The following is a 16,638-nucleotide window of genomic DNA, read 5'->3' as shown; positions in this document are numbered from 1 at the left end:
AATGCAGGAATTGTTTTTATGGGCTTAGCGTCCCGTTTGCCGAAACGCCAGGCGGGCACTGTCTCAAATAGAATAAGGAGAGAAGGAAACTGACTGCTGATGAAATTAAAGCTGCCCGAAGGCGAGTTCAAGGCCTATCTGTTTGATTGCGACGGCACCATTGTCGATTCCATGCCGCTGCACTACGTTGCCTGGAAGCAGATTCTTGGCGAATGGAATTGCGAGTTCGAAGAAGAGCTGTTCTATGCGTGGGGCGGGATGCCGGTTGCTGAGATCATCTCGACGCTCAATCATCGCCAGGGACTGAGCATGCCGGTGGAAGCGCTGACGCAGCAGAAAGAGGCTCTGTATTATGAGCTTCTGCCGGATCTCAAGGCAGTGCCTGAGGTGCTCGAGCACATCGAGTCATCGCATGGGCAGCTTCCATTTGCCGTTGTTTCCGGAAGCACTCGGCACTCGGTGACACGCTCGCTGGAGGTTCTTGGCTTGCTGAGCAAATTCGAGACGCTGGTCTGCGCCGGAGACTATAAAAACAGCAAGCCTCACCCTGAAGGGTTTCTGATGGCTGCCGAGCGGCTGGGAATTGCGCCGGAGAATTGCCTTGTTTTTGAAGATACGGACATGGGCATTCAGGCGGCGACTGCGGCGGGAATGGCTTCTGTGAAGGTGCCCCACCCGAAGGAACGAGGGACTGGCCCCTTCGCTTCACTCAGGGCAGGCTAGGCGAACGCACCTCCGGCGCCATTCTTGCTTGAATTGATTGCATAGACTTCTGCTCCGCTCCCGTTGGTCGCTTGATTTCATGGCGCGGGTATGAATCTTATTCAGGGATCAGGATGACAACTTCAGGGTGGCGACAAACCTCTGCCAAAAGTGCTACGATCACAGGTTTTCGCTCGTTTGATATTTTGATTTGCACCGGAGTCATCCATGTGTCCTGAAACCGTTCTTGAGGAACCATCCACTTATCCCTTCAACCTGACTGATGAGCAGCGGCAGCTGCGCAAGGAGATTCGCGAGTTTGCCCTGCGCGAAATTGCGCCCAACGTGATGCGCTGGGACGAGGCCAGCGAGTTTCCTGCCGATATCGTCAAACAGCTTGGCCAGATGGGGCTGATGGGCGTGATCTTTCCCACAGAATATGGCGGTTCGGGGCTGGGCTATGTCGATTACGTCACTGCGATCGAGGAGCTTTCCGCAGTCGACGGGTCCATCGGAATTATTGTTGCCGCGCATAATTCACTCTGCACAAACCACATCTTTCTTGCTGGAAGCGAAGAGCAGCGCCGTAAGTATGTTCCGAAGCTTGCGAGCGGAGAGTGGCTGGGAGCGTGGGGGCTTACTGAGCCGAACTCGGGTTCCGATGCTGCGGGTGCGAAGACGACAGCAGTCCTCAAAGGCGACAAGTGGGTGCTTAACGGCAACAAAACCTTCATCACGAATGGGCATTATGCCGATGTTGCCGTCGTGATTGCGGTGACGGACAAGAGCCAGGGCACGCATGGGCTCTCGGCTTTCGTCGTCGAAAAAGGCGCGCCGGGATTTCGTCCGGGAAAGAAAGAGAACAAGCTCGGGTTGCGCGCGAGCGATACATCGGAGCTGATCTTTGAGGACTGCGAGATTCCGGCAGAGAACCTGCTCGGCAAGCTGGGCGAGGGCTTTGTGGATTCGATGCGCGTGCTCGATGGCGGACGCATCTCGATTGCCGCCCTCTCACTGGGCATTGCCCGCGGCGCTCTCGAAGCGAGCCTGCACTATGTGAAAGAGCGGCGGCAGTTCGGCAAGGCCATCGCCGAGTTCCAGGGAGTGCAGTGGAAGCTGGCCGACATGGCGACGGAGCTCGATGCCGCGCGGCTTCTGACGCTGCGCTCAGCGGTATTGAAGGACGCGGGGCAGCGGGTGACGCGTGAGTCTTCGATGGCAAAGCTCTATGCGAGCGAAGTAGCGGTGCGCATCTGCGATCAGGCAGTGCAGCTGCATGGCGGCTACGGATTCATCAAGGACTACCCGGCGGAGAAGTACTACCGCGACGTGAAGCTGTGCACCATTGGCGAAGGTACCAGCGAGATCCAGCGCATGGTGATTGCGCGCGAGATTCTGAAGGTGATGCCGTCGCGCGGGTAGGCATCAAAGCATCATCTGCTGATGCTATGATGCTTCCATGAGAACCACGATCACGCTTGATCCTGATGTCGAGCGACTGCTTAAGACTGCAGTCAAAAAGGGTAACCTGACGTTCAAGCAGGTGGTGAATGACGCAATCCGGATCGGATTGAAGGAAAAACCTGTAAAAACGAAACGCTTCCGGCAACGGACTTATCGCATGGGCCCAATGGGTGCGAACTGGGACAAGGCGTTGAGCATGGCGTTTGCCCTCGAGGATGAAGCAACGATAAGAAAGATGGCCCAGGACAAGTGACATTTGTCGACGTAAACCTTCTGCTTTATTCCGTCAATTCACAGGCTGTGCACCACAAAGCAGCAAAGAACTGGTGGGAGTCCGCTCTTTCAAAGGGAGAAGGCATAGGTCTGGCGTGGAATGTCCTGCTCGCATTTGTGCGGCTTGCAACCCTGCCGGGTCTCGTACATCAGCCTCTTGGGGTGAGTGAAGCATTTGATCTTATAGAGAAGTGGATGGAACACCCTTCGGTATCTCTGATCGAACCGGGCCCACGCCACTTGCCGATTCTGCGTGATCTGCTTGAGCAATGTGGCACAGCCGGGAACCTGACATCAGATGCTCACCTGGCTGCGCTTGCGATAGAGCATAACGCGGAACTTTATTCCTATGATCGTGATTTCGCCAGGTTTCCGGGGCTGCGCTGGCGCAATCCTCTTGGAAGAGAGTTCAGGCGCTAAGTTGAATGCAATGGGCGAATCCAGCGCAGAAGTTTTGGATTTAGTCGATCGTCTGCGTGCTGGAGATATGCGCGCTCTTGCCCGAGCGATTTCTCTCGTAGAGAACGATTCGCCGCTGGCTTCTGAAGTTTTGTCTGCCTGCTTTCCATACAGCGGACGCGCCTTGCGCATCGGAGTCACCGGAGCTCCAGGCGCGGGCAAGAGCACGCTGGTCGACCGGCTGGCGAAGCACTACCGCAGTATTGGCGTAACGGCTGGCGTGATCGCTGTCGATCCCACGAGTCCGTTTACCGGCGGCGCGATTCTTGGCGACCGCATCCGCATGCAGGAGAATCTGCGTGATTCCGGCCTTTACGTGCGCAGTATGGCCACGCGCGGTTCGCTCGGCGGGTTGGCGCGGACAACGGCCGATGTTGCCTCTGTCATCGAAGCCAGCGGCAAGGATGTGATCCTGATCGAGACGGTCGGTGTCGGGCAGGATGAGATCGACATCGTGCGCCTGGCCGATATCACGCTGGTTGTTCTTGTGCCGGGAATGGGCGATGATGTGCAGAGCCTCAAGGCCGGCATCATGGAAATTGCCGACATCTTCGTCATCAACAAGGCGGACCGCGATGGCGCAGAGCGCGTGGAGAAAGAAATACGGGCGATGCAGTCGCTCGCTATCCGGCATGAGAGCTGGGTACCCTCAGTGGTGAAGACGGTGGCGACGACAGGCGAGGGAATCGGCAGGCTGGTCGAAGCGATCGATCAGATGAAAGAATGGCTTGGTACAGACGGCAATCTCGAAGCACGCCGCGCGAAGTACTGGCGTGAACGCCTGACACAGATGATGATTCACGATCTTATGCGGCAGCTGCATGAGCAGGGAATCGACGACGCACAGCTTGAGATGCATGCCGAGCGTGTTGCGCGCAGAGAAGAAGACCCCTACAAGCTCGTTCCTGAATGGATCGCACGGAGAGCGAAGGCAGCTTTATGACGAAGATCGATCATCTTGGAATCGCGGTAAAGAGCATTGCCGCGGCGCGCGGGTTTTATGAGTCGCTGGGGCTGCACGTGGTTCAGGAAGAGACCATAGAGCACGAGAAGGTGCGCGTTGCCATGATTCCTGCAGACGAGAGCCGCATCGAGCTGCTTGAGCCGACCGAGGAGGATTCGCCGATAGGGAAATTTCTCGCCAAGCGCGGCGAGGGGCTGCATCACGTGGCGCTGCATGTGGATGACATATCGGGAACGCTCGAAGAGCTGAAGGCAAAAGGAGTGCGGCTTATCTCTGATGAGCTGCAGATCGGCGCCGGAGGGCATCTTTATTTCTTTGTGCATCCTTCGAGCGCAGGCGGAGTGCTCGTGGAAATCTGCCAGGATTCCATCTCGGACGTATAGATGCTCTTAGCCATTGATACCTGCGGAAGCACAGGAACTCTTGCACTGGCTCGGCTCGAGGCCGGACAGGTGAGTGTCGCTGGAGAAGCGGAGCTCGCCGGCAAGACGTATTCCGCCATGCTGACGCCGCGCATTCGCGAACTGCTCGATTTACACGACGCCGGCCTGCAGCAGCTGGAAGCGATTGTCATCGTTAATGGCCCAGGGAGTTTTACCGGCGTTCGCGTTGGAGTAAGCACAGCCAAAGGACTGGTCGAGGTTCTGAATATTCCCGTTGTGGCTGTCTCGCGCCTTGCCGTGCTCGCGTGGAAGGCGCAGCTGCAGTATGCCGCGCTCGATGCAGGCCGGGGAGAGTTCTACTTCGGCGACTATCGAGAGGCAGAGCGAGAGGCGTTGTGTTCTGTTGAGGAAATACGCGCCGTCTGCTCCGAGCGCGAGCTTGCTGTCTGCGAAGAAAAGGCCACGCTCGCGTTTCCTCAAGCGAAAATGACCGCACCTCCCACAGCATCTGACGCTCTTCAATTTGCGCTGCCGCGGATTGTGGCGCGCGACTTCGACGATCCGGTGCTGCTTGATGGAAACTATCTGCGGCGCGCCGATGCCGAGGTCAAGATGAGCGCGCTCAAGGCATGAAGTATCACGTGAGGTTTCTGGAAGAACGCGACCTGGACACACTACTTGAGCTGGAACGCAGAATCCCTGAAGCTCCGCACTGGAGCCGCGTGGACTACGAGCGCTGCCTTGCCTCGGACCCGGAAGCAAGTCCACGCCGCGCTGGTTTTGTTGCGGAATCAGAAGGTCGTCTGCTGGGTTTCGCCGTGGGAAAGCTGGTTGCGGGAACCTGCGAGCTCGAATCGATTGCAGTTGTGGAAGAAGCACGCAAGCAGGGGATTGGAATAGCCCTGATCCAATCGTTAGTAACCTGGGCGCGATCTGCCGGAGCCTCTCGTCTGGAGCTTGAAGTCCGCGTGTCAAACTACAGAGCAATCGGACTTTATGAGCGACTTGGAATGTTTCGGGAAGGACTGCGGCACGGCTACTATCAGGCTCCGGATGAGGACGCTGTGCTGATGGAAATGGCCCTCATGCCCGGTGGAAAACTTCCCTGAAAACTCGATTGCAACCGAGCCACCCCGGTGCTAGCTTGGTACGTCTTAGAGAAGTACGGAGGTGTCCACAATGGATATAGAAACATACGGTTCGCCGAATAGTGATGCAATTCGTCAACTGGAAGAGCAGCACCGCCACTATTCGGAGAAACTGGAAGACCTGCTCCAGAAACCCTATCTTTCCACCGAAGAACAAATCGAAGAAGTCCGGCTAAAGAAACTCAAACTGTCAGTCAAAGATCAGATCGTCCGTGTCCGCAGCGGCCTGCTGCATCACGTGGCCTGACTCGGCCATGGCCCGGGCGCGCCTCGCTCGCCGGCAGTGAGGCGAAGGGTGGTTCCCTGTCCCCATATCAATGTGCGCGTAAATACCTCTTTATAATGAGAGAATCATCTCTGATGGTTCGTGACGGTTATTACTACGGGTTTGCGTTGCTTGCAGTTGCTGTTGTGGTCTATCTGCTTACAGGCGGATGGGCGTGGACACTGTTGCCTCTGTTGCTGGCGGCATTCTTTCTCTGGTTCTTCCGTGACCCGCAACGCGCCATCCCTCAGGGCGACGGGCTGGTGGTTTCTCCTGCTGACGGAAAGCTGACATCCATCGAGCATGTCATTACTCCTACGGGCGAGCGCCTGCGCCTGAGCATCTTTTTGAGCGTCTTTGATGTGCATGTGAATCGCTCGCCGATCGGCGGCACATTGCGCGAGGTGCGCTATACAAAAGGCGAATTCCGCAACGCGCTCGACCCTCTGAGCGCGGAGAAGAACGAGCAGAATCTTGTTGTTGTCGAAAGCGAAGACGGCCATGAAGTGGCTTTCAAGCAGATTGCCGGCCTGCTGGCGCGCCGCATTGTCTTCAACCCCAAGGCCGGAGACTATCTTGAGCGCGGCGAGCGCATCGGCATGATCAAGTTCGGCTCGCGCGTGGATGTTCTGCTGCCCGGCCATGCGGTGCTGCGCGTGAAGCAGGGCGACCGCGTGAAGGGTGGAGCGACCATTCTTGCGCAGATTCCTGATCTGATTGCCGAGCCTATGCTGGCGGAGCTTGAAGTGGAGACACTGGTTTGATGGCGAGAGGCGCTCCCCGCCGGCGCGGAATGTATGTGCTGCCATCGCTGTTTACGGCAGGCAATATTGCCGCGGGATACTTCGCCATCATGCAAAGCCTGCAGGGATCAGCGCAGGAGCCGCACCACTTCGACTATGCGGCCCTGGCCATCGGCTTTGCCATTCCCTTTGACGCGCTCGATGGCCGCATTGCGCGCATGACCAACACCACCAGCGAGTTCGGCAAAGAGCTCGATTCGCTGGCCGACGTGATTACCTTCGGCGTAGCTCCCAGCGTTCTTGCGTTTACCTGGGGCTTCCGCATGCTTCCCGCGGGGGATGACCTGGCAATGCGACAGAAGATCATCCAGTTCGGCGCATTCGTCTGCTTTCTTTTTCTCATCTGCGGAGCCAGCCGCCTGGCGCGTTTCAACATCAGCGTTAATCCGGTGCCGAAGAACCCGGGCCGCCCGGGGAGAAAATATTTTGTCGGTATGCCAATTCCTGCGGCAGCCGGAATCATTGCATCTGTCATCCACTTCTTTCATGGCATCCCAATTTCTATCTACTGGGTTGCGGCGATCTGGATGGCGCTGGTGGGGCTCATTGGTTTTCTTATGGTCAGCACCTGGCGCTTCTGGAGCGGCAAGGAAATCAATCTTGCCAACCGTCATCCTTTTCAGTGGATGGTGTTCATCGCGCTGATCATTTATGCGCTCGTCTTTTTTTCACAGTACGTGCTGATAGTGATGGCGCTGATGTACATGTTTTCCGGTATTCTTGCCCGAGTGGCCTATTCCTGGCAGCGCGCTCGCAGGCTTCTTCCTTCAACGACGAAAACGGGTTAAATGGCAGATATATACAAGATCGCAATCGTGGGAGCAGCCTCCCTGCGCGGCAAGGAACTGAATGAAGCTCTGAACGACTCGGCGTTCAGCTCGGCGGATTTCGTGCTGATGGACGACGACTCCGTGCTCGGACAGCTTGAGTCTGTCGGAGACGAGGTCACCTTCATCCAGCGCATCGAGCCTGGATCCTTCGACGGCATGGACTTCGTCTTTTTTGTCGGGCCGGAAGAAGTCACGCGCAAGCACTGGCAGAACGCGCAGCGCGCGGGAGCGAGCATCATCGATATGAGTTATGCGCTCGAAAGCGAGCCGGGAGTTCTGGTGCGCGCGCCCTGGGTGCAGGAATCGCCCCAGATACAGGAGTCGAAGACTGTCCCTGACCTGAAGACGCCTGCGGTTTCGCCAGCGCATCCGGCGGCTGTGATACTGGCCCTGCTTCTGCAGCGCACGCTGACTGTGGCTGCGGTGAAATCGGCATCGGCTACTGTGCTTGAGCCTGCGTCGGAGTATGGCCGTGCCGCGCTCGACGAGCTGCATCAGCAGACGGTGAGCCTGCTCAGCTTCCAGGCGCTGCCCAAAGAAATGTACGACATTCAGGTTGCCTTCAACGTAGTTTCGGCACTGGGTGAGTCGCCCAAGATCTGCCTTGCGGCCAGCGAGTCCCGCATTCGCAGGCACTATGGGCTTCTCTCAGAAGGCCACCTGCCTGACGCTGCAATCCAGCTTCTGCATGCGCCTGTTTTTCATGGTTATGGCATCTCGCTCGCCATCGAGCTCGACGAGCCGGTAACGGTTGAGCACCTGGAGGCTGCGCTGAATGGCGAGCACGTCGAGGTTGTCCTTGGCGATGCAGATGAGGCGCCAAGCAACCTCAACTCTGCGGGACAGAACGATATTCTGGTGCGCATCCGTACGTCTGATGGCAGCGAGCTCGCCACCACGCGCTTCTGGCTGTGGGTCGCTGCGGACAACCTGAAGTTTGCCGCGCTCAACGCGATTGCCTGCGCGCAGGAACTACGGCGTCTGCGGCCGCAGGGCAAGGTTCAGTAGCTGTCATATTCACTGTAATCCGGCCAATACTGAACAATTCCGAGCGATGTGCTTAGATGAATATGTGAAACTGCTGAGCCCAGACGTTCGAGGCGTGGAAGTAGACACGAAAACGCGCTGCGCACATTACCACTCGGCACTCGACATTATTGCTATCAGGATGGCTTGCTGCGGCGTGTACTATGCCTGCAAGGATTGCCATGAAGCCCTGGCCGGTCATGAGATTCAAGTCTGGCCACGTTCAGCGTGGGATATCCGCGCAATCTTATGTGGAGCGTGTGGGCACGAACTGGCAATCCGCGAATATCTGGATAGCGGCTACCAGTGTCCGCATTGCGGGGCTGCTTTCAATCCTGGCTGCAGGAATCATTATCACTTCTACTTTGAGTCTGAAGCGACCATTTGAGTCCGCTCGATAAAGCCGCCTACAATCGCGGCGCACTGTTCGAGGAATTTCCTGTCCCCGATGGAGAAGGCTGCGAGGTCATGACTGTCGATGTCGATCTCGCCTGCAACCGCGCCACTGACTCGTATCGGAACGACGATCTCGGATTTTGTTTCCAGCGAGCAGGCCAGGTAGCGTGGATCGGAGTTGACGTCATCCACGATCACCGTGTCGTTTTGCGCAACGGCTGCTCCACAGATTCCCTGACTAACAGGAATGCGCACGTGCTCGGTTGGCGCTCCGCGAAATGGCCCAAGAACAAGCATCTCCGGATCGTCAGGGTCGAGCATGTAGAAGCCCGTCCAATTGTAGTGAGGCAGTTGCTGCGGAATGATCTCGACGATGAATCGCTGCAAAACAGCGAGCTCGTTTGCAGATTCCGCAAACGTACTTATTTCGGAAAGAATCCGGGCAAAGATTTTCTCGGACATTCCTCTATTCTGCGCCCTTCGAGGTACTAAGCGAACTTCACAAATTTGAGCGCCACCGAGTTCATGCAGTAGCGCAGGCCAGTCGGCTTCGGTCCATCATCGAAGACATGCCCGAGATGAGCATCGCACCGCCGGCATGAGACCGCAGTGCGCTGCATCCCCAGGGAGACATCAATGATCTCGCGAATATTTTCCTTGGCGATCGGCTGCCAGAAGCTGGGCCATCCTGTGCCCGATTCAAACTTTGTATCGGAGCTGAAAAGAGCGGTATCACAGCAGATGCAGCGATAGAGCCCCTTGTCATGAAGGTTCCAGTACTCTCCAGAGAAGGGCCTTTCCGTAGCGGCATGCCGTGTTACCTCGAATGCAGCGGGCGACAGCTGCTGCTTCCACTCGGCATCGGTCTTAGTCACTACCGGCAAAGCGGCAATATCTCCCCGCTGACCTGCGGCGGAGAATTCAACGATCCTGACTTCTTTCAGCGCCGCGCTCTTTGCTTCGACCGGTTCTATTCCAGATCGAAGATGGAAGGCCATCGCGGCCGCCGCAGCGCTTCCGGTGATAAGAAAAACCCGGCGAGTCATATGGCCCGCACCCTTGTCCGGCTTCTGAACCATAAACACCTCCTGCTGACCTTTATCCGAAGGTGAACGCGTATGCCTGTACACCCGGATCGAGGAATTCGATCGCAAAGACGTGATCCATGACTGGGCCCTGCTGCCGCACAAGCTGGTACAAACGGTGATCTGTCACAACTCCGTTGCCCTGCGCGTCAGTATCCACTCCATGATTCTCTCCGGGAGCATGCCCGTCAATTGTCACTCGAAAGCGAATTGGTTTTCCATCCGCAGCTGGACCAAGCACCAGATGCAGGTCGCGGGCATGGAAACGGAAGACGATCTTCCCGCCGGCAGACTTCGACACAGCGACCTGTTCATGATTGACCCATTTGCCGGCAAGTCCCCAGTCGTTTAATCCGGGATGTTCCGGGACAGCATAAGACTGCTCCGCATCCCGCTTGATTCCGCCTGGCGACGCAAAGTTTTCAGCCCGCGCATAGCCGATATAGGTTTCAGGAGAGCGCACATCGTTCATATCCGCGGCAGCCTGGGCCCCCTGCCCACGCACACTGACTGTGCTGGCCGGCATCGGTTTCGCATTCGCGTTCGCCTCTTTCAGCAGCTCCTGTATCCAATGCTCGGACTGCTCATACTCTCCCTCGCCGAAGTGCTCGTAGCGCACTTTTCCCTTTGCATCGATGAAGTAATGGGCCGGCCAGAATTGATTATGAAAGGCATTCCAGATGGCATAGTTGCTGTCCAGCGCAACCGGATAACTGATTCCATACTTCTCAATCGCCTTTTGTACATTGGGCGATTCTTTTTCGAAGCCGAACTCCGGCGAATGCACCCCGATTACTACCAGGCCGCTGTCTTTGTACTTATCCGCCCACGCGCGGATATAGGGCACGGCGCGCAGGCAATTGATGCAGGAGTAGGTCCAGAAATCGACGAGCACAACCTTGCCTTTGAGCTGTTTTGCCGTCAAAGGCTTCGAGTTGATCCACCCCGTCGCGCCGGACAGGCCATACAGCGGTGAACTTCCGACAATGCTCGGCGGCTCCTGCGCTTCGACTGCGGTGCAGCACAGGGCGACAGCAACCGCTGCCATCATCAACAGTCTCACTCTCCGCCAACTGCAAATAGCAGGCATCAGGTTTCAATCCTCTCCGTCAGACACTATAAAGGTTAGTGAGGTGCACAGCGTGTCAGACCAGGCCACCCCAGTAGACGCATTGGAAGAGAGAAGAGTTACAGAGCTTCTCATGGCGCAGAGCAAGGCAGAACAACTTTTCCATGAGGTCAAAACACGAGGATTGATCCGCTCCGGCATCACGGAGAGCCAGCTCAACCAGGAGACCTACGACCTGGCAAAGGAGATGTTCGGGATTTCCACGTATTGGCATAAACGGATCGTCCGCGCTGGAGCCAATACGCTGCTGCCTTACGCTGAGAACCCGCCCGACTTCACGATCGGTGAGGATGACATTCTGTTTCTCGATCTCGGCCCTGTGTTCGAAGAATACGAAGCAGACTTCGGCCGCACGTTCGTCATCGGGTCAGATCCCATCAAGCTGAAGATGCGTGATGATGTGGCAAAAGCGTTCGCTGACGGAAAACGCTACTTCAGGGAGAATCCAGACATCACTGCGAGTCAGCTTTATGCTCATGCCGTGTCTCTTGCAGAGAAGTACGGCTGGGAGTTTGGTGGACCCATCGCCGGGCACCTGATCGGCCAGTTTCCTCATGAAAGGATCGCAGACGATAAAGTGACCCTCTACGTCCACCCGAAGAGCAACCTTCGCATGTATTCAACGGATGAAAAAGGACAGATACGCCACTGGATTCTTGAAATTCACTTCGTGGACCGCAAGCGCCAGATCGGCGGCTTCTTTGAAGAGCTGCTCAGCGTGGGTTGAGTCAGGGCAGGATGACAATCATTGGTCTAAGGCTTTGCTGCAGCCAGCTCCGGCTGGTGCAGTTCAGGCAGGCTCTCTTCGATGTCGGAGCGGTATTTCTCGAGCCATGAAGGCAGCTTCAGCGTCTGCCCCAGCGATTCTACCGGCTCATCTACCGCAAAGCCCGGCGGATCGGTGGCCACTTCAAAGAGCACGCCTCCCGGCTCGCGGAAATAAATCGACTTGAAGTAATTCCGGTCCAGCACCGGCGTCACGTTCAACCCGATCTCGCGGACTTTTGCCTGCCACTCGACCTGCGCTGCTTCGCTGGGAACGCGGTAGGCGACGTGGTGCACGCTTCCTCCGGCAACCACGCCGCGCAGAAATTCCGGGGTGCAGTGCAGATCGACATTCGAAGCGCTCTCGCCTTCGCCAAAGGTGTAGCGGAAGTAGTTGCCTTCCTCCCTGGCTTTCTTTGCGCCCATCTCCGTCAGCACCTCGGCTGTCTGCTCCATGCCGTCTTCGCACAAGGTCACGGTGTGGAAGCTGCGGACCGCCTCTTTGCCGGAGATGCCGTTTGCCTCCCAGGCAGGCCTGCTTTCAATGCCGGGAACCCCGATCAGCTCCAGCGCCAGGCCGTCGCGGTCGCGGAAGGCCAGCACAGGCTCATCAAGACGGCGCTCAGGTTTGCTGTATTCCACACCCAGCCTGGTGAAGCGCTCAATCCAGAAGCCGAAGGATTCTGCCGGCACAGCAAAGCCGATGGCCGTGGCCTGTCCGGTGCCGCGCCTGCCGCTCTGGATGCCGGTCCAGGGGAAGAAGGTCAGGATGGTGCCGGGATTGCCTTTTTCGTCGCCAAAGTAAAGATGGTATGTGCCGGGATCGTCGAAGTTTACCGTTTTCTTGACCAGGCGCAGGCCGAGCACGCCGGAGTAGAAATCGACGTTGCGCTGCGCGTCGGTAGCGATGGCTGTGATGTGGTGGATGCCAGGAATCGGATCGGCCATTTTCCCCTCCGGAAACTGCTGACCGATCATACTAAACCAGTTTTATGAATCTCAGGTTCCGGCCCGGAAATGGCCTTTCCAGCTAAATTTCGAGAGCGCAACTTTTCTCCATTATGGTGTTCAAATAGATAGGTTCCCGATGGCCTGGGACAGGCCACAAGGGCCACGTCATTCGTCCGCTAAGAACGCACTGCGGCAACTGGCGGGGAGGTTTCACTTTGCGTATCCTGCGTTCAATTGCATTGCTCGCGGTTCTCGCTGTTCCGGCAGCCCTGATTCCATCGGCTGCCCATGGACAGATCGCCGTAGGCATCGGCATCGGTCCAGTGGTGGATTATCCGGCCCCTGTATATGTAGCAGGCCCTCCGGTCTGCCAATGGGGATATTACTCTTACTACCCATACGCCTGCGCCCCTTATGGCTACTATGGCGCTGACTGGTTTTCTGACGGCGTCTTCATCGGCGCCGGTCCGTGGTTTACCGGCTGGTTCGGCGCGCCCTGGGGCTGGGGCTGGGGTCATCCGTGGGGCGGCTGGGGCTGGGGCCGTGGATACTACGGTTACGGCCGTGGCTATGGATATGGCTACGCCGGCGGTTATGGCCATGGGTATGTCAATGGCTTTAACAATGGCTATCGCAACGGCGGCGCCTATGGTGTTGCAGGCCGCGGCTTCAACAATGGCTACCGCGGCGCGTATGGCGGCACCGGATTCCGCAGCCCGTACACCGGCACTAACGGTTTCCGTGGCGGCGTAAATGGCGGCGCTACCGGCTTCCGTGGATATAACGGCGGAACTGCCGGTATCCACAGCTTCAATGGCGGTGGGTTTAATGGCGGCACCCGCTCGTTCGGCGGCGGCAGCGTTGGCGGCTTCCACGGTGGTGGATTCAGCGGTGGCGGTTTCCACGGTGGCAGCATGGGTGGCGGCGGCTTCCATGGCGGTGGAGGCGGCGGATTCCACGGAGGCGGCGGACACCGCTAATCCCGGTCAACTTACTTTGAAATGCCCGCTTGAAAAAGCGGGCATTTTCTTTTGCATCGATTTCTAAGCCTTAAAATTCCGGACGTTGTTCTACTGGTTTACACGGTTGTTTGGATGCTTCATTCGCTGTATCAGGAAAGGGAATGGAGTGGTCAAACAGCTGCTTCCACAATTCATCAATGTCAGCTTTTTCATAAGACTGACCTTTGCTGTAGACAGCCTCGTTTATGACCTGCCCCGGAGTTCTGCCAAACGAATCCCAGACAACAAGTTCATTTGTCTCACGCACGCGCAAGAAATCCCAACCAAATGAGTGGTCAACGAGGCCTCTGTCAATGTTGTAGTACCGGACATTCACTTTAGCGTCTTTCATGATGAGGTATGTTTTGCAAAGCTGCCCATTCGGCATATCTCCATGCCCACAAAGTATTCTTGTGATACTTCCACCGAGCTTACAAAACTCTCCCTGACGGTCGATTAGTTTTTCTGCCAAAGGATGTTTTTCCTTGTCCCATATGTCCATCTCAACGCTATGTATGGCCTCGACATGATAGGGTTTTAAATCTCCCACTCTTTCCTGCACTTTTGCCATCAGTCTCCAAAAATGAGCATAGCTTCTGATTGCAAAATCGGGATCGCCAACCTTAAACCTGTCCTCCTGGACGTCAAGGATTTTAGTTAGTTCCAGGTTCGTATCACTTAGAAGATCTCCTAGTACAAGATATTTCCGCGGAGGAAAGCTCCCAATCTTTTTCCGTTCGTCGTCAGTTGCAGAAAGTACGCCAAGTTTGTGGCCTACTTCTATGAACTGTTCAGTGATGAACAGCAACAGGGTTACAACAACGGCGGCATTCAGTTCATCGGGAATCTTATTGATGTGATAGAGAAGCCCATAAACCAGACCTGTCAAAATGATGATGACACGGATAAGCATTGGCACCGAGATAACAGTTTTTGTCCGGGGCATATTCAGGACTTTCCTCTCTTTCCCATTTGGTTTCATGGAGCGTCGACCGAAGCTAAAGCGCGAGCCACGCATAGACCTGCAAAAGCCCAGGACTGGGATGGAGAGGCGCCAGAAGCTTCAAGATATCGAGGGGGAGTGGGCAGCAATAAGAACGCTAAACACATTAGCATATTTCCAGAGATTCGCTATCCGTCGAATCGGCCAGTGTTTCCAGAAAGGTAGTCCTTAGGCGTCATGATGCTGCGAGTTTCTTTGTCAAGAGGCTGTATCATCTAGTCGTTTGATATGCAGTTATTTACGGCTGCAGGGGAATTTCCTCTTAATTTGCTTAAACTGAAAACAGAGGGAGCAGCCCCAAAGCAGCTGTTCCCTTTGTTTTTCTGCAACCCATTGAAAACAAATAATCTCCGTGCAAATTACCCGGGAAGGGGTGGGCTTCAATCGCCAAGGTCTTCTACCCGGACTGGCTCTCCAGATTCAGCCCAGCGTCTCCGCGATATCCAGTAAAAGACTGGTCCACCCAGCGCAATCAGCAGTCCGAAGAGCAGGGCCGGCATGTGGGCCATCCGCTCGTGGCGGGCCGCATACATCACATATACAATCAGCAGCGCAGGCGGAATCCCCAGCGTGCAGGCCAGGAATGTGTTTCCTGCCCGGAAGGGGCGGGGCAGCTCCGGCTCCTTGAAGCGCAGCACCGCCAGAGCAATGAATTCGAGCACCAGGCTGGTGCCATAGAGGATCAGGTCAAGCGAGATCAGCTCCTCGAAGCGGAAGCCGAGCGCCGCCGCCCATGCGATTCCGCAGACGATGACTGCCGCCCAGGGAACGTTGTGACGGTTCCGCAGTGTGAGCCAGCGGGGAAGCATTCCGTCCTCGGCCAGAACCATAGGCAGGCGCGTGTAAGACAGCACCAGCGCATTGAACATGCCAAGACCGTTGACCGTTCCACAGAGCACGATTGCACCGGCCAGCAGCGGGCCTCCAAGCGTGCGCGCGGCGTCAGCCCATGAGCCAGTGGAGAACTGCTCGATCGAAACGCCGGCATAGGCAACCGCCGCAACCGGAAGGATGTAGGAGGCGGCGACCACGAGAGCGCTCACCATCATGCCCAGGGGGTAGTTGCGGCGCGGGTTCTCCACCTCTTCAGTAATAGTGGATGCATTGTCCCACCCCATGTAATTCCAAAGCGCCACAATGACAGCCGTGCTGATGCTTCCTCCGTCGAATGCGGCCGGGCTGCCGTGCCCGTGCGGGCCACGCAAAAATCCGAGTACGACGAGCACTGCGAAGGGCGACAGCAGAATGACGAAGAGAGCGACGGAGCCTTCACCAACAGCGGGCGCGCCGCAGAGGTTCCAGACACAGCAGGCGGCGATCATCGCCAGTTCCCACATCGCGCCGCGTGAGCCGGCCGTCCAGGCAGGGAAGAACTTGCCCAGGTAGAGCACGAAGATGGTGGGATAGATGGCCATGTCAAAGATGCTGGCGGTGAGCGAGAGCCATGCCTCCTGATATCCCCAGAACGGCCCCAGGGCACGGCGAACCCACACATAGAAGCCGCCTTCAGCCGGAATAGCGCTGGCGAGCTCGCCCAGCATGAGCGTGGTGGGAAGGCTCCAGAGAAAAGGAAAGACCAGAAGGAGAATGAGCGCCCGGGTGTAGCCCGCTCCGCCAAGAATGTCTTCGATGCCATAGGGGCCGCCCGATACCATGAAGTAGGTGGCTGCAATCAGCGGAACAAGACCCATGCGGCGCGCGCGGCGGAATTTCGATTTCGGCAGGGTGATGACAGGGCTGGCTTCAGAAGGCACTATGACGCAACTCTAAAAGAACTGGAGCGAAATTGAGCGGGAAAATATTGCAACAGCAAGGAATGCGACTGGAGATCGATCAGCATTCCTATATAATTCAAAAAAGCAGAAGCCGGAGAGATGGCCGAGTGGCTGAAGGCGGCGGTTTGCTAAACCGTTATAGGGTTGTAAAGCTCTATCGAGGGTTCGAATCCCTCTCTCTCCGCCAGGACTTGCGGACTTGCCGTCCAGGCAGGC

The 16,638-nt window shown here is 56.7% G+C and carries 21 protein-coding genes and 1 tRNA gene; 16 read left to right on the top strand and 6 right to left on the bottom strand.

Annotation, left to right across the window (positions count from 1 at the left end; translation table 11 throughout):
- The first annotated feature begins 99 nt into the window (after positions 1 to 99).
- The 13 genes from AC5S16_RS10780 to AC5S16_RS10720 all read left to right on the top strand — a co-directional run bounded on the left by AC5S16_RS10780 (position 100) and on the right by AC5S16_RS10720 (position 8,705).
- A complete protein-coding gene (locus AC5S16_RS10780; protein WP_493930063.1) occupies positions 100 to 723 on the top strand; it encodes an HAD family hydrolase in 624 nt (207 codons plus the stop codon).
- Positions 724 to 930: 207 nt separating this feature from the next.
- Entirely contained in the window at positions 931 to 2,124 is a 1,194-nt protein-coding gene (locus tag AC5S16_RS10775; protein WP_493930062.1) for an acyl-CoA dehydrogenase, read from the top strand.
- A 37-nt stretch (positions 2,125 to 2,161) separates the two neighbouring features.
- On the top strand, positions 2,162 to 2,419 hold the full coding sequence (locus tag AC5S16_RS10770; RefSeq protein ID WP_493930061.1) for a YajG family lipoprotein: 258 nt from the start codon (positions 2,162 to 2,164) through the stop codon (positions 2,417 to 2,419).
- A complete protein-coding gene (locus AC5S16_RS10765; RefSeq protein WP_493930060.1) occupies positions 2,416 to 2,859 on the top strand; it encodes a type II toxin-antitoxin system VapC family toxin in 444 nt (147 codons plus the stop codon). The genes AC5S16_RS10770 and AC5S16_RS10765 overlap by 4 nt, the downstream gene beginning before the upstream one ends.
- A 67-nt stretch (positions 2,860 to 2,926) precedes the next feature.
- Positions 2,927 to 3,841, top strand: a complete 915-nt coding sequence (gene meaB / locus AC5S16_RS10760; protein WP_493930059.1) for a methylmalonyl Co-A mutase-associated GTPase MeaB — start codon at positions 2,927 to 2,929, stop codon at positions 3,839 to 3,841.
- A complete protein-coding gene (gene mce, locus AC5S16_RS10755) occupies positions 3,838 to 4,245 on the top strand; it encodes a methylmalonyl-CoA epimerase (RefSeq protein ID WP_493930058.1) in 408 nt (135 codons plus the stop codon). Before meaB ends, mce begins: the two co-directional genes overlap by 4 nt.
- Positions 4,246 to 4,878 (top strand): tRNA (adenosine(37)-N6)-threonylcarbamoyltransferase complex dimerization subunit type 1 TsaB, encoded by a 633-nt coding sequence (gene tsaB, locus AC5S16_RS10750; RefSeq protein WP_493930057.1) that lies wholly within the window; start codon positions 4,246 to 4,248, stop codon positions 4,876 to 4,878. It abuts the gene before it with no gap.
- Positions 4,875 to 5,354 (top strand): ribosomal protein S18-alanine N-acetyltransferase, encoded by a 480-nt coding sequence (gene rimI, locus AC5S16_RS10745; RefSeq protein ID WP_493930056.1) that lies wholly within the window; start codon positions 4,875 to 4,877, stop codon positions 5,352 to 5,354. Before tsaB ends, rimI begins: the two co-directional genes overlap by 4 nt.
- Before the next feature lie 70 nt (positions 5,355 to 5,424).
- Positions 5,425 to 5,640, top strand: coding sequence for a DUF465 domain-containing protein (locus tag AC5S16_RS10740; RefSeq protein ID WP_493930055.1), 216 nt, complete (start codon positions 5,425 to 5,427; stop codon positions 5,638 to 5,640).
- A 113-nt stretch (positions 5,641 to 5,753) separates the two neighbouring features.
- Positions 5,754 to 6,422, top strand: a complete 669-nt coding sequence (locus AC5S16_RS10735) for a phosphatidylserine decarboxylase family protein (protein ID WP_493930054.1) — start codon at positions 5,754 to 5,756, stop codon at positions 6,420 to 6,422.
- A complete protein-coding gene (pssA, locus tag AC5S16_RS10730; protein WP_493930053.1) occupies positions 6,422 to 7,249 on the top strand; it encodes a CDP-diacylglycerol--serine O-phosphatidyltransferase in 828 nt (275 codons plus the stop codon). Before AC5S16_RS10735 ends, pssA begins: the two co-directional genes overlap by 1 nt.
- On the top strand, positions 7,250 to 8,299 hold the full coding sequence (locus tag AC5S16_RS10725) for an Asd/ArgC dimerization domain-containing protein (protein WP_493930052.1): 1,050 nt from the start codon (positions 7,250 to 7,252) through the stop codon (positions 8,297 to 8,299).
- 46 nt (positions 8,300 to 8,345) lie between these two features.
- On the top strand, positions 8,346 to 8,705 hold the full coding sequence (locus tag AC5S16_RS10720) for a CHY zinc finger protein (protein WP_493930051.1): 360 nt from the start codon (positions 8,346 to 8,348) through the stop codon (positions 8,703 to 8,705).
- On the opposite strand, the gene AC5S16_RS10715 is transcribed toward AC5S16_RS10720, so the two are convergent.
- Genes AC5S16_RS10715 through AC5S16_RS10705 form a run of 3 tightly spaced genes read right to left on the bottom strand, consistent with a single transcriptional unit; the run spans position 8,678 to position 10,849 of the window.
- Positions 8,678 to 9,175, bottom strand: a complete 498-nt coding sequence (locus AC5S16_RS10715) for a GAF domain-containing protein (RefSeq protein WP_493930050.1) — start codon at positions 9,173 to 9,175, stop codon at positions 8,678 to 8,680. The two genes, AC5S16_RS10720 and AC5S16_RS10715, sit on opposite strands and share 28 nt — an antisense overlap.
- 26 nt (positions 9,176 to 9,201) lie before the next feature.
- A complete protein-coding gene (msrB, locus tag AC5S16_RS10710; RefSeq protein ID WP_493930049.1) occupies positions 9,202 to 9,792 on the bottom strand; it encodes a peptide-methionine (R)-S-oxide reductase MsrB in 591 nt (196 codons plus the stop codon).
- Positions 9,793 to 9,811: 19 nt separating this feature from the next.
- The gene (locus tag AC5S16_RS10705) at positions 9,812 to 10,849 is read right to left on the bottom strand and encodes a thioredoxin family protein (protein ID WP_493930048.1); all 1,038 of its coding nucleotides are present in this window, start codon (positions 10,847 to 10,849) and stop codon (positions 9,812 to 9,814) included.
- A gap of 151 nt (positions 10,850 to 11,000) precedes the next feature.
- Between AC5S16_RS10705 and AC5S16_RS10700 the strand changes: the two genes are divergently transcribed.
- The gene (locus tag AC5S16_RS10700) at positions 11,001 to 11,654 is read left to right on the top strand and encodes a M24 family metallopeptidase (RefSeq protein WP_493930047.1); all 654 of its coding nucleotides are present in this window, start codon (positions 11,001 to 11,003) and stop codon (positions 11,652 to 11,654) included.
- Between the two features lie 26 nt (positions 11,655 to 11,680).
- Here AC5S16_RS10700 and AC5S16_RS10695 read toward each other — a convergent pair whose 3' ends face one another.
- Positions 11,681 to 12,640, bottom strand: coding sequence for a ring-cleaving dioxygenase (locus tag AC5S16_RS10695; RefSeq protein WP_493930046.1), 960 nt, complete (start codon positions 12,638 to 12,640; stop codon positions 11,681 to 11,683).
- A 218-nt stretch (positions 12,641 to 12,858) separates the two neighbouring features.
- Here AC5S16_RS10695 and AC5S16_RS10690 point away from each other — a divergent pair, with 218 nt between their 5' ends.
- Positions 12,859 to 13,623, top strand: a complete 765-nt coding sequence (locus tag AC5S16_RS10690) for a hypothetical protein (protein WP_493930045.1) — start codon at positions 12,859 to 12,861, stop codon at positions 13,621 to 13,623.
- Between the two features lie 70 nt (positions 13,624 to 13,693).
- Here AC5S16_RS10690 and AC5S16_RS10685 read toward each other — a convergent pair whose 3' ends face one another.
- Both AC5S16_RS10685 and AC5S16_RS10680 read right to left on the bottom strand, forming a co-directional pair.
- Complete coding sequence (locus AC5S16_RS10685) at positions 13,694 to 14,590, bottom strand: hypothetical protein (protein ID WP_493930044.1); 897 nt, start codon at positions 14,588 to 14,590, stop codon at positions 13,694 to 13,696.
- Positions 14,591 to 15,027: 437 nt separating this feature from the next.
- Positions 15,028 to 16,401, bottom strand: coding sequence for an APC family permease (locus AC5S16_RS10680; protein WP_493930043.1), 1,374 nt, complete (start codon positions 16,399 to 16,401; stop codon positions 15,028 to 15,030).
- Positions 16,402 to 16,515: 114 nt separating this feature from the next.
- Here AC5S16_RS10680 and AC5S16_RS10675 point away from each other — a divergent pair.
- Positions 16,516 to 16,609, top strand: a tRNA-Ser gene (locus tag AC5S16_RS10675).
- Positions 16,610 to 16,638 lie beyond the last annotated feature (29 nt).

The organism is Acidobacterium sp. FHG110202_01 (assembly GCF_059115305.1).
The sequence above is the reverse complement of the archived record's forward strand: the minus strand, read 5'-3'. Positions and strand labels throughout refer to the sequence as shown.